This window comes from Micromonospora echinaurantiaca (assembly GCF_900090235.1).
Taxonomy (GTDB): Bacteria; Actinomycetota; Actinomycetes; order Mycobacteriales; family Micromonosporaceae; genus Micromonospora; species Micromonospora echinaurantiaca.
This window is the reverse complement of record NZ_LT607750.1, coordinates 34,821-59,839: the sequence shown is the minus strand read 5'-3', so window position 1 is coordinate 59,839 and position 25,019 is coordinate 34,821. Positions and strand designations below refer to the sequence as shown.

Sequence of the window (25,019 nt, the reverse complement as noted above, 5' to 3'; positions counted from 1 at the left end):
ACCGATGGACGACGACACCGCCGGTAGCCGCGTCGAGATCGCGGGTCTGGTGAAACGGTTCGGCGGCGGCGCGGAGCCGATCAGCGCGGTCGACGGGGTCACGCTGGACATCGCCGCCGGCTCGGTGGTGGCCCTGACCGGGCCGAGCGGATCCGGCAAGTCGACGCTGCTGCACCTGATCGGGGCGATCGAGCAGGCCGACGAGGGCACCGTGACGGTCGACGGGGTGAGCGTGACCGGCCTGCGCCGGGCCGCGCTGGCCCGTTACCGCCAGCGGGTCGGCTTCGTCTTCCAGCGCTACCACCTGCTGCCCGCGCTCACCGTGCTGGACAACGTGATCGCTCCCGTGCTCCCGCGCCGCGGGCACGGCGACCACGCGGCCCGGGCGCGCGAACTGCTCGACGCCGTCGGCCTCGCCGGCCGGGAGCGAGCGCTGCCGGCGCAGCTCTCCGGCGGCCAGCAGCAACGGGTGGCGATCGCCCGGGCGCTGATGGGCGGGCCGGGGCTGCTGCTCGCCGACGAGCCCACCGGCAACCTGGACTCGGCCACCGGCGCCCAGATCCTCGACCTGCTGCTCGGCCTGCGCGACCAGCACGGGATGACGATCCTGCTGGCCACCCACGAGCGGGCGGTCGCCGCCCGCTGCGACCGGCTGGTCCGGCTCGGCGACGGTCGGGTGGTGGAGGACGTGGACCTCACCGGCGGCGAGGACCCGGCCACCACGTACGCCCGGGCCAGCGGCCTGCGGCTCTGACGCCCGGCCCGCCGTCCGGGTAGAGCCGGGCGGGCGGCGGGATCAGGCTGGGCTGGCGGCGCGGACCTGCTCGGCGATCCGCTCGGCGATGTCGCGGGCGGTCGCCTCGGTGCCGGCCTCGACCATCACCCGGACCAGCGGTTCGGTGCCGGACGGGCGGAGCAGCACCCGGCCGGTCTCCCCCAGCTCGGCCTCGGCCCGCTCGACCTCGGCCCGGACGGCGGGTGCGGCCGCGCCGACGGTACGGTCGCCGACCGGCACGTTGATCAGCACCTGGGGCAGCCGGGTCACCACCGCGGCCAGGTCGGCCAGCGACTTCCCGGTCGCCGCCATCCGGGACATCAGGTGCAGCCCGGTCAGCACGCCGTCGCCGGTGGTCGCGTACGCGGGCATGACGATGTGCCCGCTCTGCTCGCCGCCCAGCGCCAGCCCGGACGCCCGCAGCTCCTCCAGCACGTACCGGTCGCCGACCTTGGTCTCGACCAGCCGGATGCCCTCCCGGGACATCGCCAGCCGCAGGCCGAGGTTGCTCATCACCGTGGCCACCAGGGTGTCACCGGTCAGCGTGCCGGCCTCCCGCATGGCCAGCGCCAGGATGGCCATCACCTGGTCGCCGTCGACCTCGTCGCCGTCGGCGGTCACCGCGACGCACCGGTCGGCGTCGCCGTCGTGCGCGATACCCAGGTGCGCGCCGTGCTCGACCACCGCGGCGCGCAGCGCCTCGATGTGGTTGGAGCCGCACTCGTCGTTGATGTTGAGCCCGTCCGGCTCGGCGTGGATCGCGATCACCTCGGCGCCGGCCTCCCGGTACGCCACCGGGGCCACCTCGGCGGCCGCCCCGTTGGCGCAGTCGACCACGACCTTGATCCCGTCCAGCCGGTGCGGCACCGTGCCGACCAGGTGCTGCACGTAGTGGTCGGCGCCGTCGAGCAGGTCGTGCACCCGGCCCACCCCGGCGCCGACCGGCCGCTCCCAGGCGGTGGTGGCGTTCGCCTCGACGGCCGCCTCGATCCGCATCTCGATCTCGTCCGGCAGCTTGTGCCCGCCGGCGGCGAAGAGCTTGATCCCGTTGTCCGGCATCGGGTTGTGCGAGGCAGAGAGCATCACCCCGAGGTCGGCCTTGGCCTCCGCGGTGAGGAACGCCACGGCCGGGGTGGGCAGCACGCCGACCCGGACCACGTTCGCCCCGGCGCTGGCCAGGCCGGCCACCACGGCGGCCTCCAGCATCTCGCCGCTGGCCCGGGTGTCCCGGCCCACCACGGCGAGCGGCGGATGGCTCCGATCCGACTCGGCGAGCGTGTGGGCGGCGGCGACGGCCACCGCGAGCGCCAACTCGGGGGTGAGATCGGCGTTCGCCCGCCCGCGTACGCCGTCCGTGCCGAACAACCGGCCCATACCCGCCAACCTCCGTGGAAACTGCCGATGAAGGAGAAAGCGGAACGGCCGGCCCACCTCCCGTCGCGGGGAGGCGGACCGGCCGTCCGTCAGAAGTACAACGTGAAGCTGTTGGTCAGCGCTTCGAGTACTGGGGAGCCTTGCGGGCCTTCTTGAGGCCGTACTTCTTGCTCTCCTTGACCCGGGCGTCCCGGGTGAGGAAGCCGGCCTTCTTCAGCGCCGGGCGGTCGTCCGGCTCGCTGACGATCAGCGCCCGGGCGATGGCGAGCCGGAGCGCGCCCGCCTGACCGGTGGTGCCGCCGCCGCGCAGGTTGGCGATGACGTCGAACGCCTCGGGCTTCTCGGCGGTGACCAGCGGGTCCTTGATCAGCTGCTGGTGCACCTTGCTCGGGAAGTAGGCCTCGAGGTCCCGGCCGTTGCAGGTGATCTTGCCGGAGCCCGGCACGATGCGGACCCGGACGATGGCCTCCTTGCGGCGACCCACGGTCTGGATCGGCCGGTCACCACGAGGCGCGCGGGCGACGGGCGCCGGCGCCTCGGTGGCCTCGGGGGCAACCTCGGTGGCGGTGATGTCGGTCATGCTGTTTCCTTCGCCCGCGCTCACTGCGCGATCTGCTTGATCTCGAACGGCACCGGCTGCTGCGCGCCGTGCGGGTGCTCGGCACCGGCGTAGACCTTCAGCTTCTTGATCAGCTTACGGCCGAGCTTGTTGTGCGGGAGCATCCCCTTGACGGCGAGCTCGATGGCCCGCTCGGGACGCTTGGTCAGCAGCTCGTCGTAGCCGACCTGCTTCAGGCCACCCGGGTAGCCGGAGTGGCGGTAGGCGATCTTCTGCTGCCGCTTGTTGCCGGTCAGCGCGACCTTGCCCGCGTTCACGATGACGACGAAGTCGCCCGTGTCGACGTGCGGCGCGAAAGTCGGCTTGTGCTTACCACGCAGCAACGTGGCGGCGTGGGTGGCCAGGCGGCCCAGCACGACATCAGAGGCGTCGATGACGTGCCACTGACGCTCGATCTCACCCGGCTTCGGGCTGTACGTACGCACAGGTCTACCTTGTCTCGTCGTCGGTCTGGGGTCGCGCGCCGAGGTGACCAGCGCGCACGAACGACCAAGCGTACCTCAGGGGCACGCCGCTGGATGTCGTACAACAGCAGGCAACGATACCCGGCGCCCAGTCGGCAGGTCAAAACGGGGTGCCGCCCCCGCGTGGCCCGCTCGCGCACCCATGGTAGAGGTCACACCCCGGCCAGCCGCCGCGGCCCCGGCCGCAGGTAGACCAGCCAGGTCAGGGCGAAGCAGACCGCGTACGCGGCGATGAAGGCGAGGTACGCGGCGTCCGCGCTGCCCTGGCTCAGGAAGGACTGCCGGAAGGCGACGTTGACCAGCAGCCCGCCGGAGGCGCCCACCGCCCCGGCGATCCCGATCAACGCCGCGGTCATCCGGGCCGACCAGCGCTGCGCCCCGGCCGGGTCGCGGCGCCCCGCGTCCACCGCGGCGACCGCCCGGGCCCGGAAGATCGCCGGGATCATCTTGTAGGTCGAGCCGTTGCCGATCCCGGAGAAGACGAACAGGGCCAGGAAACCGGTCAGGTAGAGCCCGAACGAGCGCTCCCGCGAGGCGTACAGCACCAGGCCGGCGCCGGCGGCCATCGCCACGAAGTTCCAGAACGTCACCCGGGCCCCGCCGAGCCGGTCGGCGAGGTGGCCGCCGAGCGGCCGGATCAGCGAGCCGACCAGCGGGCCGAGGAAGGTCAGCCAGGCCGCGTCCACCGCCGTCGGGAAGCGGTCGGCGAACTGGAGCTGGAGCACCTGACCGAAGGCGAAGCCGAAGCCGATGAACGAGCCGAAGGTGCCGATGTACAGCAGCGACATGACCCAGGTGTGCGGGTCACGGGCCGCCTCGCGCAGCGCGCCGGGCTCGTTCCGGGCGCCGGAGACGTTGTCCAGCCAGCGCGCCGCCGCGAGCGCGGCCAGCACGATCAGCGGCAGGTAGACCGCCGGCACCAGCCGGGGGTACGCGGCGCCCGCGGTGGCCAGCACCGCCAGCCCGACCAGCTGCACCGCCGGCACCCCGAGGTTCCCGCCACCGGCGTTGAGCCCGAGCGCCCGGCCCTTGAGGTGCTGCGGGAAGAACTGGTTGATGTTCGCCATCGAGGAGGCGAAGTTGCCACCGCCGACGCCGGTGAGGCAGGCCAGCACCATCAGCGTGGAGTACGAGACACCGGGTTCGAGCAGCACGGTCATCGGCACCGCCGGCAGGAGCAGCAGCAGCGCGCTGACGATCGTCCAGTTCCGCCCGCCGAACCGGGCCACCGCCAGCGTGTACGGCAGCCGCAGCACCGCGCCGAGCGCCGCCGGTACGGCGGTGAGCAGGAACTTCCCGGCCGGGTCGATGCCGTACTCCGGGCCGAGGAAGAGCACCGTCACCGACCAGAGGCTCCACACCGAGAAGCCGACGTGCTCGGCGAAGATCGAGACCCAGAGGTTCCGCCGGGCGATCCGGGTCCCGGTCGTCCGCCAGAAGTCGGGGTCCTCGGGGCGCCAGTCGTCGATCCGGTGCCGGCGCCCGGCGGCGGCCGGGGTGGCCTCGGCCCGGGATGTGGTGGGTGCCAGGGTGCTCACGGCGATTCCTCCTCGTCGATTGACCTGGAGGAACGCTAGGAACCCGGGATTACCCGGCGGTGCCCGTCGCGGGTCGGGCCGGAAACGGAGATCGCACGTCCGGCCCGGGCCGCCGGTGAGCTGTCAGAGCTGTTGCAGGATCCGCAACGCCCGGCCGACCCGCTGCATGGTCTCGGTGTCGGCGACGTCGACGCACTCGGTGAACCACTTCTTCATCGGCGAGGAGAGCCGGTCCGGCATCACCACGAAGCCGCCCATCGGCACCGCCAGGGGCGAGTCGCGCAGCAGCGACTCCTCGACCACCTCGGCGACGATCACGATGGGCACGTCGGTGGAGTTGTAGACGTCGGAGCTGATCACCAGGCCGAACCGCTCGCGGGCGCCGGAGATGCGCCATACCTCGCCCCTACGCAGCACGCGGGGGCCCGCCGAAGAGCACGTCGTCGACCATGCCCACCTCACGCGCGTCGGCCAGGGCGGCGGACTCCAGATCCAGCCCGGCCCGGCCAACGGCGGCGGCGTGCGCGGTGAAGACCTCGCGCAGCGCCTTCTCCCGGGCCGCCTGGTCCATCCAGGCGGAGAGCGAGAGGCCCTCGCGCTTGGCGAACCGGCGGGCCTCCTCGATCGTCTCGTCGGAGAACGACAGGGTCACCTTGGCTGTCATGCCGGACAGACTACCCACCGGTATGACCGACAGTCATCCCAGTTAGCGTACCGATTCGCGCCGGCCGCCGAACACGGCAAACCGCCACTGCTTGAAGAAGCAGTCCACGTCCACCAGGCCCGCCTCGGCCAGCCAGCCGCACTGGTCGGCGACCGGCGCCGGCCGGTCGTACGCCATCCGGCCCAGCGCCGCGTCGATCTCGGCCCGGTCGGAGCCGAGCTCGGCGACCCGCGCCAGCCAGACCTCGTGGTAGCGCCGGTCCAGTTCCGGCGTCGGGCCGGCGACCTGCTCGGCGTTCACGAGCACGCCACCGGGAGCCAGCACCCGGGCCGCCCGGGCGTAGAGGTCGCGCTTGCCGGCGTCGTCGAGGTGGTGGATGGCCAGCGCGCTGACCACCGCGTCGTACCGCCCGTCGGGCAGCGGGTCGGTCAGGTCGGCGCGCACCGTCCGGTGCGGCACGCCCCGGGCGCGCAACTGGTCGGCGGCGACGGCGAGCATCGCCGGTGCGGCGTCGACCAGGGTCACCCGGACGCCCGGCACGGCGGCGGTGAGCAGCAGCGAGAGCAGCCCGGTGCCGGCGCCCAGGTCGAGCACCTCGGGCGTACGCCCCGCCGCCAGGGCCGCCCGCAGCGGCGGCGCGGCCACCTCGGCGGCGGTGCCGTAGAAGTCGTCGAAGCAGGGCACCAACCGCCGGCGGGCCTCGTCGTAGCTGCCCGCCACCGCGTCGAAGGCCTCCGCGACACTCATCGGTCCTCCCAAAATATAAGATTCTTGTCTCACATTATAGACGCTGCGGTCCGACCCGTCGCTCCCGTGCGGTGTGAGCCGCTCTTGACAGGACCGAAACAAACGGGACCCGGGCCGGAAACCGCCCCCCGGCACGCTTTGCCGACATGACAGACGGTGCACGGTCGGCGACTCGGCCGGGGTCCGCGCCCCGGGAGGTGGCCACGCACTGCCCGTACTGCGCCCTCCAGTGCGGAATGACGCTGCGCGAGGAGACCGGCCGGGTGACCGTGCTGCCCCGGCAGTTCCCCACCAACCGCGGCGGCCTCTGCCAGAAGGGCTGGACCGCCGCCGAGCTGCTCGACCACCCGCAGCGGCTGACCACCCCGCTGCTGCGCGACCCGACCACCGGCGAGTTGCGCCCGGCCAGCTGGGCCGCCGCGCTGGACCGGATCGTCACCGGCATCCGCGCCGTCCAGCATGGACACGGTCCGGACGCGGTCGCCGTCTTCGGCGGCGGCGGGCTCACCAACGAGAAGGCGTACGCGCTGGGCAAGTTCGCCCGGGTGGCGCTGCGTACCCGGCACATCGACTACAACGGCCGGTTCTGCATGTCCTCCGCGGCGGCGGCCGGGCTGCGCGCCTTCGGCGTCGACCGGGGTCTGCCGTTCCCGCTGGCCGACCTCGGGCGGGCCGACACGCTGCTGCTGGTCGGCGCGAACCCGGCGGAGACCATGCCCCCGCTGGTGCGCTGGCTGACCGAGCAGCGCGAACGCGGCGGCCGGCTGATCGTGGTCGACCCCCGGGTCACCGCCACCGCCCGGCTGGCCGACCTGCACCTGCAACCGCTGCCCGGCACCGACCTGGCGGTGGCCAACGCGCTGCTGCACATCGCGCTCACCGAAGGCTGGGTCGACCGGGCGTACGTCGACACCCGCACCACCGGCTTCCCGGCGGTGCGGCGCAGCGTGGCGGGCTGGTGGCCGGCCCGCGCCGAGGCGCTCTCCGGGGTGCCGGTGGCCGACCTGGAGGCGACCGCCCGGGCGCTCGGCACCGCCGAGCGGGCGATCATCCTCACCGCGCGCGGCGCCGAACAGCACGCCAAGGGCGTGGACACGGTCACCGGCTTCGTGAACCTGGCGCTCGCCCTCGGCCTGCCCGGCCGCCCCGGCTCCGGCTACGGCTGCCTCACCGGGCAGGGCAACGGGCAGGGCGGCCGGGAACATGGGCAGAAGGCCGACCAGCTCCCCGGCTACCGGCGGATCGACGACCCGGCCGCCCGGGAGCACGTCGCCGGGGTCTGGGGGGTGCCGCCCGACGAGCTGCCCGGGCCGGGCGTGCCGGCGTACCAACTGCTGGACTCGCTGGGCACCCCGGCCGGACCGAGGGCGCTGCTGGTCTTCGGCTCCAACCCGGTGGTCTCCGCGCCCCGCGCCGCCCAGGTCGAGAGCCGGCTGCGCGACCTCGACCTGCTGGTGGTCGCCGACTTCCTGCTCTCCGAGACGGCCGCCCTCGCCGACGTGGTGCTGCCCACTGCCCAGTGGGCCGAGGAGGACGGCACCATGACCAACCTGGAGGGTCGGGTGCTGCGTCGCCGGGCGCTGCGCGAACCGCCTCCGGGCGTCCGCACCGACCTGGCCGTGCTGGCCGAGCTCGCGGCCCGGCTCGCCGCCCCCGGCGACGACGGCGGGAACGAGGCGACGGACCGCTTCCCGACCGACCCGCGGACCGTCTTCGCCGAGCTTCGCCGGGCCTCGGCCGGCGGCCCCGCCGACTACGCCGGGGTGAGCTGGGAGCGGATCGACGCCGCCGACGGGGTCTGGTGGCCCTGCCCGGACGAGGACGGCCCGGACACCCCCCGCTTCTTCGCCGACCGCTTCGCCACCCCGGACGGGCGGGCGCGGTTCCACCCGGTCGAGCACCGGCCGGCGGCCGAGGAGGTCTGCCCCGAGTACCCGCTGCACTTCACCACCGGCCGGGTGCTCGCCCAGTACCAGTCCGGCACCCAGACCCGGCGGGTGGCGGCGCTGCGCCGGGCCGCCCCGAGCGCCTTCGTCGAGCTGCACCCCGACCTGGCCGACCGGCTCGGGGTGGCCGACGGCGAGCCGGTCCGGGTGGTCTCCCGCCGGGGCGAGCTGCGGGCGCCGGCCCGGCTCAGCCCGGGCATCCGCCCGGACACCGTCTTCGCCCCGTTCCACTGGGGCGGCGCCGGGCGGGCCAACTCGGTCACCAACGACGCGGTGGACCCGGTCTCCGGGATGCCGGAATTCAAGATCTGCGCCGTCCGGGTGGAAAGGGTGGTGGAGCCATGAGCGAGCGCAGCGAGCGAATCATCGGGCTCAGCGCGCGGGTGTCTCATGACGGCACGCAGCGCAGCGGAGTGCCGGCATGAGCGAGCACATCTTGATCGTCGGCAACGGGATGGCCGGCGCACGGCTCGCCAGCGAGCTGCACGCCCGGGGCGGGGACCGCAAGGTCACCGTGCTCGGCGCGGAGCCGCACCGGGCGTACAACCGGATCATGCTGTCCACCCTGCTCGCCGGGAAGGTCGGCGAGCCGGACGTGGAGCTGGCCGAGGTCGCCGGTCAGGGCGTCGACCTGCGGACCGGGGTGGCGGTGACCGCCATCGACCGGGACGCACGCGCCGTACGCACCGCCGACGGCGACCGGATCGGCTACGACCACCTGGTGCTGGCCACCGGCAGCCGGGCCATCGTGCCGCCGCTGCCCGGGCTGGACGGCGACCGGCTGCCCCCGCGGGTCGCGGCGTTCCGCACCCTGGACGACTGCCGGCGGATCCTCGCCGTGGCCCGCGGTGCGCGGAGCGCCCTGGTGCTCGGCGGCGGGCTGCTCGGCCTGGAGGCGGCCCGCGGGCTCGCCGCCCGGGGGCTCGACGTCGGCGTGGTGCACCCGGTGCCGTACCTGATGGAGCGGCAGCTCGACCCGGCCGGTGCGGCGGTGCTCGCCGACACGCTCGCCGGCCTCGGCGTGACCACCCACCTCGCGGTGGCGGCCACCGGGCTGGCGGCGGACGCCGACGGGGTCACCCTGACGCTGGCCGACGGCCGGACGCTCACCGCCGACCTGCTGGTGCTCTCCTGCGGCGTACGCCCCGACACGGCGCTCGCCGCGGCGGCCGGGCTGGCCGTGGAGCGGGGCGTGCTGGTGGACGACCGGCTGCGTACCAGCGACCGGCGGATCTCCGCGATCGGCGACTGCGCCCAGCACGACGGCACCCTGACCGGGCTGGTCGCGCCGGCCTGGGCGCAGGCCCGGGTGGTGGCGCAGGTGCTCACCGGGGAGGACCCGCTGGCCCGCTACCGGCCCCGGCCGGTGGTGACCCGGCTCAAGGCCGCCGGCATCGACCTGGCCGCGATGGGCGAGCCGGAGGGCGGCGAGGCCGGCGAGGAACTGACCTTCGCCGACCCGGTCCGCGGCACGTACGCCCGGCTGCGGATCCGCGACGAGCGGCTGACCGGCGCGATCCTGCTCGGCGACAACCCGGCGGTCGGCACCGTGATCCAGCTCTTCGACCGGGGTCAGCCGGTGCCGGCCGACCGCCGGTCCCTGCTGCTCGGCCGGGCCCTCGGCGCACCCGCGTCGCCGGCCGCGTCGCCAGCCCTGATGCCGGACGCGGCGACCGTGTGCCAGTGCAACAACGTCAGCAAGGGCGCGCTGGTGGGCTGCTGGCGCTCCGGCGCCCGGACGGTCGACGCGGTGGTGGCGGCCACCCGGGCCGGCACCGGCTGCGGCGGCTGCCGGGACGCGGTCGCCGGCATCGTCGACTGGCTCTCCGAAGTGGATTCAGTGGAGGTGGCGCGATGAGCGAGCCGAGCGGGCGGACCAGCGAGCCGGGCACGGCGGGCCCGTGGTGAGCGCCGGCAGGCTGGTGGTCGTCGGCAACGGCATGGTCGGGCAGCGCTTCGTCGACGCGCTGCGGGCCCGGGACCCGCAGGGCCGGTGGCGGGTGACGGTGCTCGCCGAGGAGCGCCGCCCGGCGTACGACCGGGTGCGGCTCTCGGCGTTCTTCGACGGGGTGAGCGCCGACGAACTGGACCTGCACACCCCGCATCCCGGGGTCGAGCTGCGGCTCGGCGAGCCGGCCACCGCGATCGACCGGGACCGGCGGGTGGTGACCACGGCATCCGGCGAGTACCCGTACGACGCGCTGGTGCTGGCCACCGGCTCGTCCGCCTTCGTGCCGCCGGTCGACGGCGCGACCCTGCCCGGGGTCTTCGTCTACCGCACCCTGGACGACCTGGCGGCGATCCGGGAGCACGCCCGCGGCCGGCACACCGGCGCGGTGATCGGCGGTGGCCTGCTCGGGCTGGAGGCGGCGAACGCGCTGCGCCTGCTCGGCCTGGCCACCAGCGTGGTCGAGTTCGCGCCCCGGCTGATGCCGGTGCAGGTCGACACGGCCGGCGGGGCGATGCTCCGCCGCTACGTCGACGAGCTGGGCGTGGCCACCCACCTCGGTACCGCCACCACCGCGATCCGGTCCGGCCCGGACGGCACCGCCGCCGGCCTGGAGCTGGCCGACGGCGGCACGGTCGACGCCGACCTGGTGGTGGTGGCGGCCGGCATCCGCCCCCGCGACGAGCTGGCCCGGGCGGCCGGCCTGCCGCTCGGCCCGCGCGGCGGAGTGCTGGTCGACGGCACCTGCCGGACGGCCGACGAGCGAATCTGGGCGGTCGGCGAGTGCGCCGCCGTCGACGGCACCTGCCACGGCCTGGTCGCCCCCGGCTACGCGATGGCCGAGGTGGTGGCCGACCGGCTGGTCGGTGGCGCGGCCACCTTCCCCGGCGCGGACACCGCCACCAAGCTGAAGCTGCTCGGCGTGGACGTGGCCTCGTTCGGCGACGCACACGGCGCCACCCCCGGCTGCCTGGACGTCACGTTCACCGACCCGGCCACCCGGGTCTACGCCAAGCTGGTCCTCTCCGACGACGCGCAGACGCTGCTCGGCGGGGTGCTGGTCGGCGACGCGAGCGCCTACCCGACGCTGCGGGCCAGCGTCGGCGGGCCGCTGCCCGCTCCCCCGCTGGCGCTGCTCGCCCCCGAGGGTTCGGCGGGCGCGGGGGCCGGCACGCTGCCCGCCACCGCCCAGGTCTGCTCGTGCAACGCGGTGACCCGCGCCGACATCGACGGCGCGATCGCCGGCGGCTGCGCGGACGTGCCGGCGCTGAAGGCGTGCACCCGGGCCGGCACCAGCTGCGGCTCCTGCGTGCCGATGCTCAAGCAACTGCTGGACGCGGCCGGGGTCCGGCAGTCGACGGCGCTCTGCGAGCACTTCGACGCCAGCCGGCAGGAGCTGTTCGACATCGTCCGGGTGCGGGGCATCCGCACCTTCTCCCGGTTGGTCGCCGAGCACGGCCGGGGTCGCGGCTGCGACATCTGCAAGCCGGTGGTCGCCTCGATCCTCGCCTCGCTCGGCAGCGGGCACGTGCTCGACGGCGAGCAGGCGTCGTTGCAGGACACCAACGACCACTTCCTGGCCAACCTGCAGCGCGACGGCAGCTACTCGGTGGTGCCGCGGATCCCCGGCGGCGAGATCACCCCGGAGAAGCTCATCGTGATCGGCGAGGTGGCCCGGGACTTCCAGCTCTACACGAAGATCACCGGCGGGCAGCGGATCGACCTGTTCGGCGCCCGGGTCGAGCAGCTGCCGCGGATCTGGCGGCGGTTGGTGGACGCCGGCTTCGAGTCCGGCCACGCGTACGGCAAGGCGCTGCGCACGGTGAAGTCCTGCGTCGGCTCCACCTGGTGCCGGTACGGGGTGCAGGACTCGGTCGGGCTGGCCATCGCGCTGGAGCTGCGCTACCGCGGACTGCGCGCCCCACACAAGATCAAGTCAGCGGTCTCCGGCTGCGCCCGGGAGTGCGCCGAGGCCCGCAGCAAGGACTTCGGCATCATCGCCACCGAGACCGGCTGGAACCTCTACGTCGGCGGCAACGGGGGCTTCCGGCCCCGGCACGCCGACCTGTTCGCCACCGACCTGTCCACCGAGGCGCTGACCACGCTGATCGACCGGTTCCTGATGTACTACATCCGCACCGCCGACCGGCTGCAACGCACCGCCGCCTGGATCGAGGCGATGGACGGCGGCCTGGACCACCTGCGGTCGGTGATCGTGGACGACTCACTCGGCCTCTGCGCCGAACTGGACGCGGCGATGGCCCGGCACGTCGAGTCCTACTCGGACGAGTGGCGCGACGTGCTCGACGACCCGGACCGGCTGCGCCGGTTCACCTCCTTCGTGAACGCCCCCGAGGTGCCCGACCCGTCGATCACCTTCGCGCTCGAACGGGGCCAGCCGGTCCCGGCGGGGGGCGCGCCGGCCGCCGAGGGTCGGCAGCCGGTCACGCTCGGGATGCCGCGGGTGCGGCGATGACCCCCACCACGCCCGGACCTCCGGAGGTACCGCGATGACCACGATGACCACGATGACCAGCACCGCCCCGCTGCCGACCGCCGCGACCCGCGCCTGGACCCCGGTCTGCCCGCTCGACCGGCTGGAGCCCGACCGGGGCGTCGCGGCCCTGGTCGACGGCGTACAGGTGGCGCTCTTCCGCACCGCCGGCGAACTGTTCGCCCTCGACAACCTCGATCCGGTCGGCGGGGCGTACGTGCTGTCGCGGGGGATCGTGGGCAGCCGGGGCGGGGTGCCCACCGTCGCCTCGCCGCTGCACAAGCAGGCGTACGACCTGCGTACGGGGGCCTGCCTCGACCTGCCGGGGGTGTCCGTGGCCCGGCACGACGTGCGCTGCCGCGCCGGAGTGGTCGAGGTGCGGCTGCGACAGGAGGGGTGATGCGCGACGAACTGGCCGGCTTCACCATCGGGGTGACCGCCGACCGGCGGCGGGACGAACTCGCCGCGCTGCTGCAACGGCGGGGCGCCCGGGTGGTGCTCGCCCCCGCCCTGCGGATCGTGCCGCTAGCCGACGACACCGAACTGCGCGAGGCCACCCGGGCCTGCCTGGACCGGCCGCCGGACATCGTGATGGCGAACACCGGCATCGGGATGCGCGGCTGGCTGGAGGCGGCCGAGGGCTGGGGGCTGGCCGAGCCGCTGCGGTCGGTGCTCGCCGAGGCGTACGTGGTAGCCCGGGGGCCGAAGGCGCGCGGGGCGATCCGCGCCGCCGGCCTGCACGACCAGTGGTCACCGGCCTCGGAGAGCTGCGACGAGGTGGTCGACCACCTGCGCCGGCGCGGCGTGGCCGGGCAGGTGATCGCCATGCAGCTGCACGGCGAGCGGCAGCCGGAGTGCACCCTGGCGCTGGAGGCGGCCGGGGCGACGGTGATCGAGGTGCCGGTCTACCGGTGGGCGCCGCCGACCGACCCCGCCCCGCTGCACCGACTGATCGACCTGGTCGCCGCGCGGCTGGTCGACGCGGTCACCTTCACCTCGGCCCCGGCGGTGGAGGCGCTGCTGCGCGCCGCCGGCGACCGCACCGACGCGGTGCTGGCGGCGTTCCGCGGCGACGTGCTGGCCAGTTGCGTCGGGTCGGTGACCGCGGAGCCGCTGCTGCGTCGCGGGGTGCCGGTGAGCGCGCCCAACCGGGCCCGGCTGGGCGCACTGGTGCGGACCATCGTCGACGAGTTGCCGCGCCGGACGGTCAGCCTGAAGGTGGCCGGTCACCTGCTCACGCTGCGCGGGCACGCCGCCGTGGTCGACGGCGAGCTGCGCCCGCTGGCGCCCGCGCCGATGGCGGTGCTGCGGGCGCTGGCCCACTCCCCCGGCCGGGTGCTGTCCCGTACCGCGCTGCTGCGGACGCTGCCCCGCGGCGCGGACGAGCACGCCGTGGAGATGGCGGTCGCCCGGCTCCGTGCCGGCCTGCGCGCTCCCCGCGTCGTGCAGACCGTCGTCAAGCGCGGCTACCGGCTCCGCGTCGACTGACCTCCCGCCGGGTCAGCCGACCGGGGTCGGGAAGCCCCGGCCGTGCTCGGCCTGCAGCCGCAGCATGGCGTGCTCGACGACGGTGACCAGCACCTGCTTCACCGACTCGCGCCGCCGGGCGTCGCACATCACCAGCGGCACGTCCGCCGGAATCGCCAGCGCCTCGCGGATTTCGCCCAGCTCGTACTCGGGAGCGCCGTCGAACCGGTTGAGCGCCACCACGTACGGCAGCTTGCGGTTCTCGAAGTAGTCCAGCGGCGCGAAGGCGTCGGTGATCCGGCGGGTGTCCACCAGCACGGCGGCGCCCACCGCACCCCGGATGATCTCGTCCCACATGAACCAGAAGCGGGTCTGGCCCGGCGTGCCGAAGAGGTAGAGGATCAGGTCCTGGGCCATGGTGATCCGGCCGAAGTCCATGGCGACCGTGGTGGTCTCCTTGCCGGGCACCTTCGACGGGTCGTCGATGCCGACGCCGGCCGCGGTCATCACCGCCTCGGTGGTCAGCGGAGTGATCTCGGAGATCGCGCCGACCAGGGTCGTCTTGCCCACGCCGAAGCCGCCCGCGACCACGATCTTCGCGGAGATGATCTCCCGGCTGCGGCTCGCCCCGGCGGGGTCATAGTTCGCGAAGTCCACTTAGCACCCTTCCAAGCAGGTTCATCCGCTCCTCGTAGCCCTCGGCCGGAGCGGCGGTGTGTAGCGTCAGCAGGCCCTCGGCCACCATGTCGGCGACCAGCACCCGGGCGACCCCCAACGGCATCCGGGTGTACGCGGCGATCTCCGCCAGCGACTGCGCCCGGCCCTCGCAGACCGTGGCGATGCGGTGCTTGTCGTGGCCGGCGAACCGGGACTCGGCCACCGCCGTGGGGCTGGCGGAGAGCACCGCCTCCAGGGCGATGAGCTGCCGGGGTTCGGTGCGACCGCGGGTGACCGCGTACGGGCGCACGAGTTCGCCACGCGGGTCCGCACGGCGATGGTCCATCCGCGGTCACCTCCTCTCCCCGACCGGAGCCCGACGGCACCGGATCACCTGTCCCTGGTCGACGCGCGGGCCGGCGCGTCGCCGCCCTACGACCGCACCGCGTCCCGGGGCAGCGGCACCAGCGCGGCGCCGACCCGCTCGACCAGCAGTGCCATCTCGTAGCCCACCTGGCCGACGTCGCAGCTGCGGGCGGCGAGCACGGCCATCGACGACCCGTCGCTGATGGACATCAGGAACAGGTAGCCGCTGTCCATCTCGATGACCGTCTGCAGCACGCCACCGGCGCTAAACATCCGCGCCGCGCCCTCGGTCAGGCTGACCACACCGGAGGTGATCGCGGCCAGCTGGTCCGCCCGGTCCGCCGGCAGGTCCCGGGAGGAGGCGAGCAGCAGCCCGTCGGCGGACACCGCCACCACGTGGGCGATACCCGCCACGCTGTCGGCGAAGTTGGTGAGCAGCCAACCCATGTCCTGCATCGCAGCTGGCCTGTTCATCGGCTCGTCTCCTTGTTCGAGGTGCTGTTCTGGTCCGTCCCGGCCGACCGGCCGCGCTGTACGCCGCGGTGGTAGGCCGACAACAGGCCGCGTACGTCGTCCGGGGTGCGCCGGGTCCGTGCCCGGCCACCGCGCGGTTCGATGCCACCCGGCACCAGCTGCGCCTGCGGGACCCGCTTGGGCAGCCCGGACCGGGTGGTTCCGCCGGTGGTGGGCTCGGCGGCCCGGCTCGCCCGGGACCAGCCCTCGTCGGCGGCCGTCCGCCAGGCGTCCGGGTCCGACGCGGCGGCCGACGCCGCCGGGTCCGGTCCCGCCGTGGCCGGCGCCGCCGTGGCCGGCGCCGCCGTGGCCGACGTGTCCGCGGCCGGTGGAGTGTACGACGGCGGCGGAGGCTGAGTGGGCGGCGGCGTGGCCGACGCACCGGGGGACCGGGTGGGCAGCGGTGGCCGCGCGGGCGACGCCGCCGCCGGTTGCTGCGTCCCGGCCGCCGCGGAGGCGGACGGGTCCTGGTCGAAGTTGGGCCGGGCGAAGATGGTCGTGACGTCGTCGCCGTGCGAGCGGAACCAGACCGCTTCCATCTCCCGGAAGATCGGCGCCTCGGCCGGCTGCTCGGGGCGCGGGGTGATCGGCGCGGCCGGCTGCGCCAGGGGTGCGGTGGCGGCCAGGTCGGCCCCCAGCCCGCGGCCGGAGCCGCCGCTCGGCGCGCCGGTCATCCCGAAGGCGTTCGTCGCCGGCGTGGGGGCGGTGCTCGGGACGCGACCGGTCGCGCCGAACGGGTTCGTCGCCGGCGTGGTGGTTGCGTTCGGGACGCCGCCGGCCGCCCCGAACGGGCTCGTCCCGGGCGTGCTGGCGGCGGTGGCGCTGCCGGCGACCGGGCCGGCCGGCAGGAGCGGCCCGCCGTCGGCCGCCGCGCCGGGGGTACGCCGGGGCAGCCGGTCCAGGGTGGAGCGTCCGTCGGCCGGCATGCCGGCCTGGTCGGCGCTGAAGCCCGGATGGGCCGCCGGCGGCGGGGTGAGCGTCGGGTGGGCGGCCGGCAGGCCGCCGGCCTGCACCGGCGAGGTGGTGTCCCGTACCTGCTCCCGGGCCGGCCACGGCGCCGGCGCCGCCGGCTCGGTCCGCCACTGGTCGGGCAGGGTGGCCGCGGCCGTACGCCCGGCCAGCGGCTCACCGAACCCGGCCGCGGCGCGCGGGCTCTGCTCGACCGCGAGCGGTTGGCGCGGCCGGGTGATGGCCTGCCCGCGGTCGCGCAGGCTCGGCAGCACCACCGTGGCGGCGGGCAGCGTCACCTGGGCGACGGTGCCACCCTCGACGTTGCGGCGCAGGTCGACCCGGATGCCGTAGCGGGCCGCGAGCCGGCTCACCACGGCCAGGCCCATCAGCCGGAAGGCGGCGACGTCGACGCTCGGCGGGGCGGCCAGCCGCCGGTTGAGCGAGTCGAGCTGCTCGTCGGAGAGGCCGAGGCCGCGGTCCTCCACCTGGATCAGCACGTAGTCGCGGATCCGCCGGCCGTCCGCCACCACCACGGTGTTCGGCGGCGAGAACCGGGTGGCGTTGTCGAGCAGCTCGGCGACCAGCCGGACCACGTCGTTGACCGCGTGCGCGGCGACCGAGACGTCGGTGTCCACCGTGCCGAACTCGATCCGGTTGTAGAGCTCCACCTCGGACTGCGCGGCTCGCAGCACGTCCACCAGCAGGGCGTCGTCGCGGCGCGGCACGGCGGAGTCGGCGCCGGCCAGCACCAGCAGGTTCTCGTCGTTGCGGCGCATCCGGGTGGCCAGGTGGTCCAGCTCGAAGAGCTGGGCCAGCCGCTTCGGGTCCTCCTCGCCGCGCTCGATCGCGTCCAGCTCGCCGATCATCCGGTCGACCAGGGTCTGACTACGGCGGGCCAGGTTCAGGAACATCGCCGAGACGCTGGTCCGCAGCGCGGCCTGTTCGGCCGCGATCCGGACCGCCTCCCGGTGGACCACGTTGAAGGCCAACGCGACCTGGCCCACCTCGTCCCGGCTGTCCAGCTTGATCGGGTCCCGTACCTCGCGGACGATCTCGTCGACGCCGCCCTCGGAGACGCTGCCCATGTTCTGCAGCCGCTGCACCGCGTCCGGCAGGTCGTGGTTGGCCACCGAGAGGGCCCCCTCGCGCAACCGGCGCAGCGAGTGGTTGAGCGAGCGGGCCAGCACCACCGCGAGCGTGATCGCGATCAGCAGGGTGAGCAGCACCAGCACCGACTCGATGACGGCCTGCCGGATCACCGCCGAGCGGGCGTCCTCGGCCTGGGCGAGCAGCCGGTCCTGCAACTGGATCTCGGCCCACCGCATCAGGTCGTTGACCGCGCCGATGGCGGTGGTGGCGTCCTGGGCGCTGACCAGGGAGCGCTGCCCGACCGAGCGGGTGATGTCGGCGGCCAGCCGGTCGGCCAGCACGACCGCGTCACCGGAGACGGTGTTGTCGACCAGGGCGCGCTGCGTCGGGTCGGCGGCCAGGAAGAAGGCGATCAGCGCCTCCTGCTGGCTGGTCTGGGTGGCCACGAACGAGGAGAACTGCTCCTCGTCGAGTTCGCCGCCGCTGAGCGCGGTGAACGCGACGGACTCCTGCTCGGCGACCGCCGCCTTGGCGCGGGCGAAGGCCGCGACCGCCCGCCGGCTGTCCGCCAACTGCTCGTCACCGGGCAGCTGGGCCAGCCCGTCGCCGTAGGCGACCAGGTCGGCGAGGACCACCCCGTAGCGCAGCGCCGCCTCGGCGACCGCCATCTGCTGCCGGTCCAGCACCTCCTGCCGGGTGCTGTCCAGCGTCTCCAGGTGGCTGTCGATGGCCGCGAGCCGGTCCCGGACCGCCGCCGGCGGCGTACCGACCCGGTCCCGCTCCGCGCGGTACTCGTCGACCCGCTGCTGCGTCTGGCGCACCCGCAGGTTGAACGCGTCGGCCTGCTGCTGCGGGCTGGCCAGGAAGGCGGACGCCGCCATCCGCTCGGCGTGCACGGCCTGGGTGAGCGCGGAGACGTCGATCGAGAGCGCGGTGAGGGCCCGGGCCCGGGTGGCGTCGAACGCCCCTTGACCGACGGAGACCAGCCGGACGGCGGCGAGCGCGATCACCGCCGCGACCGGCACGACGAGGATCAGCGCGAGCTTGGACCGGATCCGGACGTCGCGCAGGCGGGGCATTCGCCGGCGGGTACGCGAGCGCTGGTCGCCACTTTCTGGCAGGGTCGTCGGTCCGGTGCTCACGACATCGCCTCCGTCGTTTCTCCCACGCCTGACCCACCGACCCGTGCCTGGTGCAGCGGCCAGCGCCACGCGCGGCACGGCCGCGATTTCATCAGACGAGAAGTTTTTTGGGAAGCCGCAGGCGGGCAGGAAACGGTCGGACGACGCGCAACCCGTGATCCGGTCAACAGATACCTACATTTCCCCAAGCCCGTGAACAGGGCATGTGACTTCAGAGTGGTCATACCTGTCGGTAGCGTGAGCGTTTGCAAACATCTCGTGACCCCAACATGTGGGATCCGTGTCTCGAAATGCCTCCGGCCGCTGCCGCTTGACCGCAGCGCGCGGCGTTGGCATGGTTTTGCAGGCTTCGCGCACACCGTACGGCAGAGACCATACCGTCACTCCATTGAGGACGGATTACCCGGCGGTGACCGGGCAGTAGCGCCCGCGCCGCACCTGGAGGACTGAGTTGAGCCCCATCCGCTCCGCGACCGCCGCCGCGCTCGCATCGGCCGTGCTGGCCACCACACTCACCGGCTGCCAGTTCGGCGCGGAGGAGCAGGACACGAGTCCCATCGTCATCGCCGCCGACCTGGAACTCTCCGGCGCGGCCGCGCCGGTCGGCAAGGCGTACCAGCGGGCCCTCGAACTCAAGGTCGACCAGCTGAACTCCTCCGGTGTGCTGAACGGCCGGAAGATCGAACTGAAGGTGAAGGACAACCGGTCCGACGCCAGCGAGTCGCTGCGCAACATCAGCGAATTCAGCGAGGACGCCCGGGTCAGCGCGATCATCATGGGCGGCTGCAACGAATGCGCCGTCGGCGCCGCGCGGACCATCGACGAGAAGCGCATCCCCACCATCGCCCTCGCCGCGTCCGGCGCGGTGGCCGAGCCGGTGGCCCAGCGCCGGTACATGTTCAAGCTGGCCCCGAACGCGGCCGACAGCGCCGCCGCCCTCACCGCCGAACTGCGCCGTGCCGGCGTCCGCAAGGTCGGCGTGCTGCACAGCGACGACGACTACGGCCGCGAGGGGCTCGCCGCGCTGCTCCGCGAGTTCGACAAGGCGAACGTCAAGTCACAGCGCGAGGTGGCGGTGCCGAACACCGCCACCGAGGTCGCCCAGCAGGTCGGCGTCCTCACCGCGCGCGACCCGGACGCGCTGGTCGTGTGGACCCCGCCGGAGCAGGCGACGCTCGCCGCGACCTCGGCCCAGCAGGCCGGGTTCAAGGGATCGCTCTTCTTCGACGCCTCGGCCGCCGGCGACCTCTTCCTCGGCACCGCGGCGCGGGCCACCGAACGGGCCACGCTGATCTTCACGCAGACCATGGTGATCGACGACGTCATCGCCACCACCCCGGCGAAGGCCGCCCGCCGGCAGTGGTTCCAGGACTACACCGCCCGCTTCGGCGGCTACCACGGCTCCTCGTCGTTCGCCGCGGACGCGGTGCAGCTCATCACGGACGCCGAACTGCGCGCCGGCGGGCCGGCCGGGCAGGTGAACCGGGACGGCCTCCGGGACGTGCTGGAAACGTCCCAGATGGACGGTCTGTCCGGGCCGATCCGGATGACGCCGGACAACCACTCCGGGCTGATGCCGCAGGCGCTCACCACGCTGGTGGCGCGGAACGGGCGTTGGCGCTTGGCGGGCTGATCTTGCGCCTGGTTCGTCGTGGGCGCGGTGGGGGTGTGGCCTACCGTGCCCGGCTCCGGGCGGTCAGGCTTGATCCCTCCGCCGGGCACGGTGGGGCGGTGTGGCCCGCCGTACCCGGCTCCGGGCGGTCAGGCTTGATCCCTCCGCCGGGCACGGCGGGCCACACCTTGGGCAGATCTACACATTCATCGGTCGACGTATCCGTTGACGGAGTCCGTTAGCGGCTGCTGGTGGTTTCGCGGAGCCAGGGGAGGGCCAGGCGCTCGACCAGGGAGAGAGCGCTGTAGAGCAGGATGCTCATGGCCGCGATCAGCACGATGGCCGCCCAGGCGGTCGCGGTGTCGCCGATGCCGTTGTACTGCAGGATCTGGTAGCCGAGGCCCGGCAGGTCCGAGTAGAACTCGCCGATCACCGCGCCGATCGCGGCCAGCGGCATCGCCACCTTGAGCCCGACGAAGATCTGCGGCAGCGCGGCCGGGAAACGCACCTTGCGGAACGCCTGCCACCACGAGGCGTTCAGCGACCGGGCCAGTTCGGCCAGGTCCGCCGGGGTGGTGGTGAGACCGGTCGCCGTGGAGAGCACGATCGGGAAGAAGCAGAGCAGGAAGACCATGGTCAGGATGGGCTTCTCGCCCCAGCCGACCGAGACCACCAGCAGCGGGCCGAGGGCGATCTTCGGCACCGCGTTGACCGCCACCAGCAGCGGCGCGAACATCCGCTCGACCCGGCGGGAGGCGGCCAGCGCCATCCCGATCAGCACCCCGGCGACCGCCGAGAGCAGGAAGCCGACCAGCGTCATCAGGGTGGTCCAGCCCAGTGCCGGCAGCAGCACGTCGACGGTCGAGCTCAGCGAGCGCCACACCGCCTGCGGTGGCGGCAGGGACGCCGGGTGCACCAGTTCCAGCACCGACGTGACCAGCCACCAGGCGGTCAGCGCGATCACCAGGCCGAGCAGCGGCAGGCCCACCGCTCCCGGGCGTACCTCCGACCGGCGGGCGGCCGGGACCGCCGGCGCCGTGGTGGGCGTCGCCCCCGGGGGTGCGTCAGGGCCGGTCGCCCGGCCCGCCCCGGTGGGGCCGGATCGGGTACCGGTCGTCTCCGTCACGGGTCCTCCTCTCCTGCCGGCCGCGGCCGGCACGCGACGGGGGTGCGCCCTCCGGGGCATCCCGGTGGGTCGCACCCCCGTGGCACGCTCGACGTCGATCAGGCCTTCGGCGCGAGGTTGAAGTCGATGATCTGGTCGGGGGTGATGTTCTGCTTGAGCGACCCGGCGCCCTGCAGGATCGCGATGCTCTTGGCGACCCGGCCGCTGTCCAGGGTGCCGATCGCGGTGCCCGAGTTGCTGGAGCGGACGTAACCGGCCATCAGCTGCAGCTCGGCGGCGGCCGCGTCGATGTTGGTGGCGTCCACGTTCTTCTTCAACAGCTCGGCCGCCTCCTTCGGGTTGGCCAGGCTGTACTCCAGGCCCTTGAGCAGGGCGGCGGTGAACCGCTTGACCATCTCCGGCTTCTCCTTGGCGATCTTCGCCGAGGTGATCAGCACGTTGCCGTAGAGGTCCTGCATCACGTTGCTGTACGGCAGCAGGACGGCCTTCTTCTTGGTCACCGTCTCGATCGTCGGCTGCCCGACGACGAACTGGCCGATGCCGTCCACCTGGCCGCTGGCCAGGGTGCCCATCAGAGTCTGCGCCTCACCGTTGACCCAGGTCACCTTGCTGGCGTCCACGCCGGCCATCCGGGCGTACGTCGGGAAGAGGTTGCGGACCACGGAGCCGGGGGTGTCGGCGAGCTTCTTGCCCTCCAGGTCCTTCGGCGACGCGATGTTCTTGCCCTCGACGGTGGCGATCGCCGCCATGGTGCGCTGCTGGATCGCGGCCACCGCGACGAAGTCCTTCGCCTGGCCGTTGCCGAGCTGGAGCAGGCCACCGGTCAGGTCGATCGGGCCGAACTGTGCCTGGCCGCCGACGATCGTCTGGATGACGGCACCGGTGCCCTGGCCGGGCTTGATCTCCACGTCGAAGCCGGCGTCCTTGAAGAAGCCCTTCTCCTTCGCCACCCAGGCGTAGGAGTCGCGGCCGAAGTTGCCGAACGAGGTGAGGTAGGTCACCTTCTCCAGCGCCGCGCCGTCGGGGGCCTTGGCGTCGTCGCCGGAGTCGGAACCACCGCTGCACGCCGATACCAGGGCCAGCGCGGTGGCCAGGGCGGCCGTGGCGACCGTACGGGTCAGCCTTCTCATCAGTGCACCATGTCCTTTCCGACCGGGGCCCGCTGGCCACCGGAGGGGTTGTCTGGCGGCGTCGGCGGAGGGGGTGAAGCCGACACCACCGTCGTGAGGGGACTCTTCGCGGGCACAGCGTACGAGAACCACACCTTTGTGGTGCCAGGCGTACCGGGTTGCGGAACGGAAACAAAGTGACGTCCACCCCGGACGGTGCGTCATGGGCACGAGCCGGATACCCTTTGCCGCGTTACTGATCGCCCACTCAGGGAAGGCCGCCGGGGATGATCCGACTGTCCGGTGTGTCCCGCACCTTCGACGGCCGTAGCGGGCGGGTCGAGGCGCTGCGCGGCATCGACCTGCACGTCGCGGAGGGCGAGTTCGTGGCCGTGCTCGGCCGCTCCGGCTGCGGCAAGTCCACGCTGCTCCGGCTGATCGCCGGCCTGCTCCCGGTGACCAGCGGCGAGATCACCGTGGCCGGTACGCCGATCACCCGCCCGCGCCGCGACATCGCGATGCTCTTCCAGCGCCCCGCCCTGCTGCCCTGGCGCACGGTGCTGGACAACGTCCTGCTGCCGGTGGAGATCTTCGGCTGGAAGCGGGCCAAGCACCGGGAACGGGCCCGGCAACTGCTCGACCTGGCCGGCCTGGCCGGTTTCGAGAAGCGCCTGCCCCACGAGCTCTCCGGCGGCATGCAGCAGCGGGTCTCGCTGTGCCGGTCGCTGATCGGCGAACCGCGGGTGATGCTGATGGACGAGCCGTTCTCCGCGCTCGACGCGCTCACCCGCGAGGAACTCGCCGGCGAGCTCCAGCGGATCCACATGGAGAGCAGCCCCACCGTCGTCTTCGTCACCCACTCGATCGACGAGGCGGTCCTGCTGGCCGACCGGGTCGTGGTGCTCAGCCCCCGCCCCGGCCGGATCCGCCGGATCCTGGAGGTGAATATTCCGCGGCCGCGCACCCTGGGCCGCAACGCGCACCTGGCCGACGTGGCCCAGGTCAGCGCCGACCTGCACGAGCTGCTGATGGAGCGCGACGTGCCGGCGCCCGCCGCCGCGGAGCGGCGATGAGCGAGGGCAGCGAGCGAATCAGCCAGCTCAGCGCCGCCGAGCCTCAGGACGGCACGCAGCGCTGCCGAGTGCCGTCATGAGCATGCGGGTCTGCGTCTTCACCGAGCCGCACCGCGGCGCCAGCTACGACGACCAGCTCCGGTTCGCCCGGCTGGCCGAGGCGGGCGGCTTCGAGGGCTTCCTCCGGGCCGACCACTACCAGTCGATGGGCGACGACCCCGGCCTCCCCGGCCCCACGGACGCCTGGCTGACCCTGGCCGCGCTGGCCCGGGAGACCACCCGGATCCGGCTCGGAACCCTGGTCACCTCGGCCACCTTCCGGCTCCCCGGCCCGCTGGCGGTGATGGTGGCCCAGGTCGACCAGATGAGCGGCGGCCGGGTCGAGCTGGGCATCGGCGCCGGCTGGTACGAGCGGGAACACACCTCGTACGGCATCCCGTTCCCCAGTGTGAGCGAACGGTTCGACCGGCTCGCCGAACAGCTCGAGGTAATCTCCGGGCTGTGGCGGACCCCGCCCGGCGAGACGTACAGCTTCACCGGCGCCCACTACCGGCTGGTGGACGCGCCCGCGCTGCCGAAGCCGGTGCAGGCCCCCGGGCCGCCGGTGATCATCGGTGGGCGCGGTCCGAAGCGCACCCCGGAGCTGGCCTCCCGGTACGCGGACGAGTTCAACATGCCGTTCAAGTCGGTGGCCGAGACCGCCGAGGCGTACGAGCGGGTGCGGGAGGCCTGCGACCGGACCGGACGGGCGGCGTCCGGGCGGGCGCCGCTGGTGCTCTCCGCCGGGATCGTGGTGGCGATCGGCCGAACCGACGCCGAGGCCCAGCGGCGGGCCGTCCCGCTGCACGTCAAGAGCGCCCTGCCACCGGAGGACCCGGTGGTGGGCTCGCCGGCGCAGCTGGTCGACCGGATCGGCGAGTTCGCCGCCGCCGGCGCGACCCGGGTGCACCTGCGACTGATCGACTTCGCCGACCTGGACCACCTCGAGCTCATCGCCGCCGAGGTGCTCCCCCACCTGGACGGAGACCGATGACCGAGGTGATCGAGGAACACGAGCTCGGGCCCGTGGGCCAGGAAATCGTGTACGAGAACGACCGGGTACGGGTGTGGCACATCCGCCTCGAACCCGGCGAGCGGCAGCCGCTGCACCGGCACGACCACCCGTACCTGGTGGTGGCGATCCAGGGCGCGAAGAACGTGGTGCAGACGATCGACGGCACCCGGATCGACGCCGACGAGCCGACCGGCGGCGTGGTCTACCGGGACCCGGGCGCCGTCCACATGCTCACCAACGTCGGGGACACCACCTACCTGGCCCGCCTCGTCGAACTCAAGTAGACCCGCC

At 73.7% G+C, this 25,019-nt stretch carries 23 protein-coding genes; 10 read left to right on the top strand and 13 right to left on the bottom strand.

The features are described 5' to 3' along the window. The first annotated feature begins 4 nt into the window (after positions 1–4). Positions 5–754, top strand: coding sequence for an ABC transporter ATP-binding protein (locus tag GA0070609_RS00305; RefSeq protein WP_088991924.1), 750 nt, complete (start codon positions 5–7; stop codon positions 752–754). Positions 755–796: 42 nt separating this feature from the next. On the opposite strand, the gene glmM is transcribed toward GA0070609_RS00305, so the two are convergent. The 7 genes from glmM to GA0070609_RS00270 form a co-directional block, all read right to left on the bottom strand. Continuing rightward, positions 797–2,149, bottom strand: a complete 1,353-nt coding sequence (glmM, locus tag GA0070609_RS00300) for a phosphoglucosamine mutase (protein ID WP_088991923.1) — start codon at positions 2,147–2,149, stop codon at positions 797–799. A 115-nt stretch (positions 2,150–2,264) separates the two neighbouring features. Next, positions 2,265–2,729 carry a 30S ribosomal protein S9 gene (gene rpsI / locus GA0070609_RS00295; RefSeq protein ID WP_088991922.1) on the bottom strand — a complete coding sequence of 155 codons (465 nt, stop codon included), beginning with the start codon at positions 2,727–2,729 and terminating at the stop codon, positions 2,265–2,267. A 20-nt stretch (positions 2,730–2,749) separates the two neighbouring features. Continuing rightward, complete coding sequence (rplM, locus tag GA0070609_RS00290) at positions 2,750–3,193, bottom strand: 50S ribosomal protein L13 (RefSeq protein ID WP_018720634.1); 444 nt, start codon at positions 3,191–3,193, stop codon at positions 2,750–2,752. 191 nt (positions 3,194–3,384) lie between these two features. Further along, positions 3,385–4,770, bottom strand: a complete 1,386-nt coding sequence (locus GA0070609_RS00285) for an MFS transporter (RefSeq protein ID WP_088991921.1) — start codon at positions 4,768–4,770, stop codon at positions 3,385–3,387. 123 nt (positions 4,771–4,893) lie between these two features. Beyond that, a complete protein-coding gene (locus tag GA0070609_RS00280) occupies positions 4,894–5,187 on the bottom strand; it encodes a type II toxin-antitoxin system PemK/MazF family toxin (RefSeq protein WP_088991920.1) in 294 nt (97 codons plus the stop codon). Beyond that, positions 5,177–5,434, bottom strand: coding sequence for a DUF6364 family protein (locus GA0070609_RS00275; protein WP_088991919.1), 258 nt, complete (start codon positions 5,432–5,434; stop codon positions 5,177–5,179). Before GA0070609_RS00275 ends, GA0070609_RS00280 begins: the two co-directional genes overlap by 11 nt. Positions 5,435–5,476: 42 nt before the next feature. Next, positions 5,477–6,181: a methyltransferase domain-containing protein gene (locus GA0070609_RS00270; RefSeq protein ID WP_088991918.1), complete on the bottom strand. Its 705-nt coding sequence runs from the start codon at positions 6,179–6,181 to the stop codon at positions 5,477–5,479. 146 nt (positions 6,182–6,327) lie between these two features. Between GA0070609_RS00270 and GA0070609_RS00265 the strand changes: the two genes are divergently transcribed. The 5 genes from GA0070609_RS00265 (at position 6,328) to GA0070609_RS00245 (ending at position 14,057) form a co-directional block, all read left to right on the top strand. Beyond that, positions 6,328–8,472 carry a molybdopterin oxidoreductase family protein gene (locus GA0070609_RS00265; RefSeq protein ID WP_088991917.1) on the top strand — a complete coding sequence of 715 codons (2,145 nt, stop codon included), beginning with the start codon at positions 6,328–6,330 and terminating at the stop codon, positions 8,470–8,472. Between the two features lie 76 nt (positions 8,473–8,548). Beyond that, positions 8,549–9,985 (top strand): FAD-dependent oxidoreductase, encoded by a 1,437-nt coding sequence (locus GA0070609_RS00260; RefSeq protein WP_088991916.1) that lies wholly within the window; start codon positions 8,549–8,551, stop codon positions 9,983–9,985. 46 nt (positions 9,986–10,031) lie between these two features. After that, positions 10,032–12,551, top strand: a complete 2,520-nt coding sequence (gene nirB, locus GA0070609_RS00255) for a nitrite reductase large subunit NirB (RefSeq protein ID WP_088997389.1) — start codon at positions 10,032–10,034, stop codon at positions 12,549–12,551. Between the two features lie 43 nt (positions 12,552–12,594). Next, positions 12,595–12,969 carry a nitrite reductase small subunit NirD gene (gene nirD, locus GA0070609_RS00250; protein ID WP_231928820.1) on the top strand — a complete coding sequence of 125 codons (375 nt, stop codon included), beginning with the start codon at positions 12,595–12,597 and terminating at the stop codon, positions 12,967–12,969. Next, complete coding sequence (locus GA0070609_RS00245; protein ID WP_088991915.1) at positions 12,969–14,057, top strand: uroporphyrinogen-III synthase; 1,089 nt, start codon at positions 12,969–12,971, stop codon at positions 14,055–14,057. Before nirD ends, GA0070609_RS00245 begins: the two co-directional genes overlap by 1 nt. A gap of 12 nt (positions 14,058–14,069) precedes the next feature. Here the strand turns inward: GA0070609_RS00245 and GA0070609_RS00240 are convergent, their stop codons facing one another. The 4 genes from GA0070609_RS00240 to GA0070609_RS00225 all read right to left on the bottom strand — a co-directional run bounded on the left by GA0070609_RS00240 (position 14,070) and on the right by GA0070609_RS00225 (position 18,754). Beyond that, a complete protein-coding gene (locus GA0070609_RS00240; protein WP_088991914.1) occupies positions 14,070–14,693 on the bottom strand; it encodes a GTP-binding protein in 624 nt (207 codons plus the stop codon). Beyond that, positions 14,674–15,039 (bottom strand): DUF742 domain-containing protein, encoded by a 366-nt coding sequence (locus tag GA0070609_RS00235; RefSeq protein ID WP_088991913.1) that lies wholly within the window; start codon positions 15,037–15,039, stop codon positions 14,674–14,676. Before GA0070609_RS00235 ends, GA0070609_RS00240 begins: the two co-directional genes overlap by 20 nt. Before the next feature lie 86 nt (positions 15,040–15,125). Further along, the gene (locus tag GA0070609_RS00230; RefSeq protein WP_030329975.1) at positions 15,126–15,533 is read right to left on the bottom strand and encodes a roadblock/LC7 domain-containing protein; all 408 of its coding nucleotides are present in this window, start codon (positions 15,531–15,533) and stop codon (positions 15,126–15,128) included. Continuing rightward, positions 15,530–18,754, bottom strand: a complete 3,225-nt coding sequence (locus tag GA0070609_RS00225; protein ID WP_088991912.1) for a nitrate- and nitrite sensing domain-containing protein — start codon at positions 18,752–18,754, stop codon at positions 15,530–15,532. Before GA0070609_RS00225 ends, GA0070609_RS00230 begins: the two co-directional genes overlap by 4 nt. Before the next feature lie 451 nt (positions 18,755–19,205). Here GA0070609_RS00225 and GA0070609_RS00220 point away from each other — a divergent pair, with 451 nt between their 5' ends. Further along, complete coding sequence (locus tag GA0070609_RS00220; RefSeq protein WP_088991911.1) at positions 19,206–20,387, top strand: ABC transporter substrate-binding protein; 1,182 nt, start codon at positions 19,206–19,208, stop codon at positions 20,385–20,387. 217 nt (positions 20,388–20,604) lie between these two features. Here GA0070609_RS00220 and GA0070609_RS00215 read toward each other — a convergent pair whose 3' ends face one another. Both GA0070609_RS00215 and GA0070609_RS00210 read right to left on the bottom strand, forming a co-directional pair. After that, positions 20,605–21,492: an ABC transporter permease gene (locus GA0070609_RS00215; RefSeq protein WP_088991910.1), complete on the bottom strand. Its 888-nt coding sequence runs from the start codon at positions 21,490–21,492 to the stop codon at positions 20,605–20,607. Between the two features lie 98 nt (positions 21,493–21,590). Beyond that, positions 21,591–22,622 (bottom strand): ABC transporter substrate-binding protein, encoded by a 1,032-nt coding sequence (locus tag GA0070609_RS00210; protein WP_088991909.1) that lies wholly within the window; start codon positions 22,620–22,622, stop codon positions 21,591–21,593. Positions 22,623–22,888: 266 nt separating this feature from the next. On the opposite strand from GA0070609_RS00210, the gene GA0070609_RS00205 reads away from it, so the two are divergent. From GA0070609_RS00205 to GA0070609_RS00195, 3 genes are all read left to right on the top strand, one after another. Next, on the top strand, positions 22,889–23,674 hold the full coding sequence (locus tag GA0070609_RS00205; protein ID WP_088991908.1) for an ABC transporter ATP-binding protein: 786 nt from the start codon (positions 22,889–22,891) through the stop codon (positions 23,672–23,674). A gap of 82 nt (positions 23,675–23,756) precedes the next feature. Then, positions 23,757–24,707 carry an LLM class F420-dependent oxidoreductase gene (locus GA0070609_RS00200; RefSeq protein ID WP_088991907.1) on the top strand — a complete coding sequence of 317 codons (951 nt, stop codon included), beginning with the start codon at positions 23,757–23,759 and terminating at the stop codon, positions 24,705–24,707. Continuing rightward, on the top strand, positions 24,704–25,012 hold the full coding sequence (locus tag GA0070609_RS00195) for a cupin domain-containing protein (RefSeq protein WP_088991906.1): 309 nt from the start codon (positions 24,704–24,706) through the stop codon (positions 25,010–25,012). Before GA0070609_RS00200 ends, GA0070609_RS00195 begins: the two co-directional genes overlap by 4 nt. Positions 25,013–25,019 lie beyond the last annotated feature (7 nt).

Coding starts and splice junctions, on each gene's coding strand:
- glmM (WP_088991923.1), bottom strand. CDS start 2,149: ATGGGCCGGTTGTTCGGCACGGACGGCGTACGCGGGCGGGCGAACGCC.
- GA0070609_RS00205 (WP_088991908.1), top strand. CDS start 22,889: ATGATCCGACTGTCCGGTGTGTCCCGCACCTTCGACGGCCGTAGCGGG.
- GA0070609_RS00245 (WP_088991915.1), top strand. CDS start 12,969: ATGCGCGACGAACTGGCCGGCTTCACCATCGGGGTGACCGCCGACCGG.
- GA0070609_RS00260 (WP_088991916.1), top strand. CDS start 8,549: ATGAGCGAGCACATCTTGATCGTCGGCAACGGGATGGCCGGCGCACGG.
- GA0070609_RS00235 (WP_088991913.1), bottom strand. CDS start 15,039: ATGGACCATCGCCGTGCGGACCCGCGTGGCGAACTCGTGCGCCCGTAC.
- GA0070609_RS00195 (WP_088991906.1), top strand. CDS start 24,704: ATGACCGAGGTGATCGAGGAACACGAGCTCGGGCCCGTGGGCCAGGAA.
- nirD (WP_231928820.1), top strand. CDS start 12,595: ATGACCACGATGACCAGCACCGCCCCGCTGCCGACCGCCGCGACCCGC.
- GA0070609_RS00210 (WP_088991909.1), bottom strand. CDS start 22,622: ATGAGAAGGCTGACCCGTACGGTCGCCACGGCCGCCCTGGCCACCGCG.
- rpsI (WP_088991922.1), bottom strand. CDS start 2,729: ATGACCGACATCACCGCCACCGAGGTTGCCCCCGAGGCCACCGAGGCG.
- GA0070609_RS00265 (WP_088991917.1), top strand. CDS start 6,328: ATGACAGACGGTGCACGGTCGGCGACTCGGCCGGGGTCCGCGCCCCGG.
- GA0070609_RS00230 (WP_030329975.1), bottom strand. CDS start 15,533: ATGAACAGGCCAGCTGCGATGCAGGACATGGGTTGGCTGCTCACCAAC.
- GA0070609_RS00275 (WP_088991919.1), bottom strand. CDS start 5,434: ATGACAGCCAAGGTGACCCTGTCGTTCTCCGACGAGACGATCGAGGAG.
- GA0070609_RS00200 (WP_088991907.1), top strand. CDS start 23,757: ATGCGGGTCTGCGTCTTCACCGAGCCGCACCGCGGCGCCAGCTACGAC.
- GA0070609_RS00305 (WP_088991924.1), top strand. CDS start 5: ATGGACGACGACACCGCCGGTAGCCGCGTCGAGATCGCGGGTCTGGTG.
- GA0070609_RS00270 (WP_088991918.1), bottom strand. CDS start 6,181: ATGAGTGTCGCGGAGGCCTTCGACGCGGTGGCGGGCAGCTACGACGAG.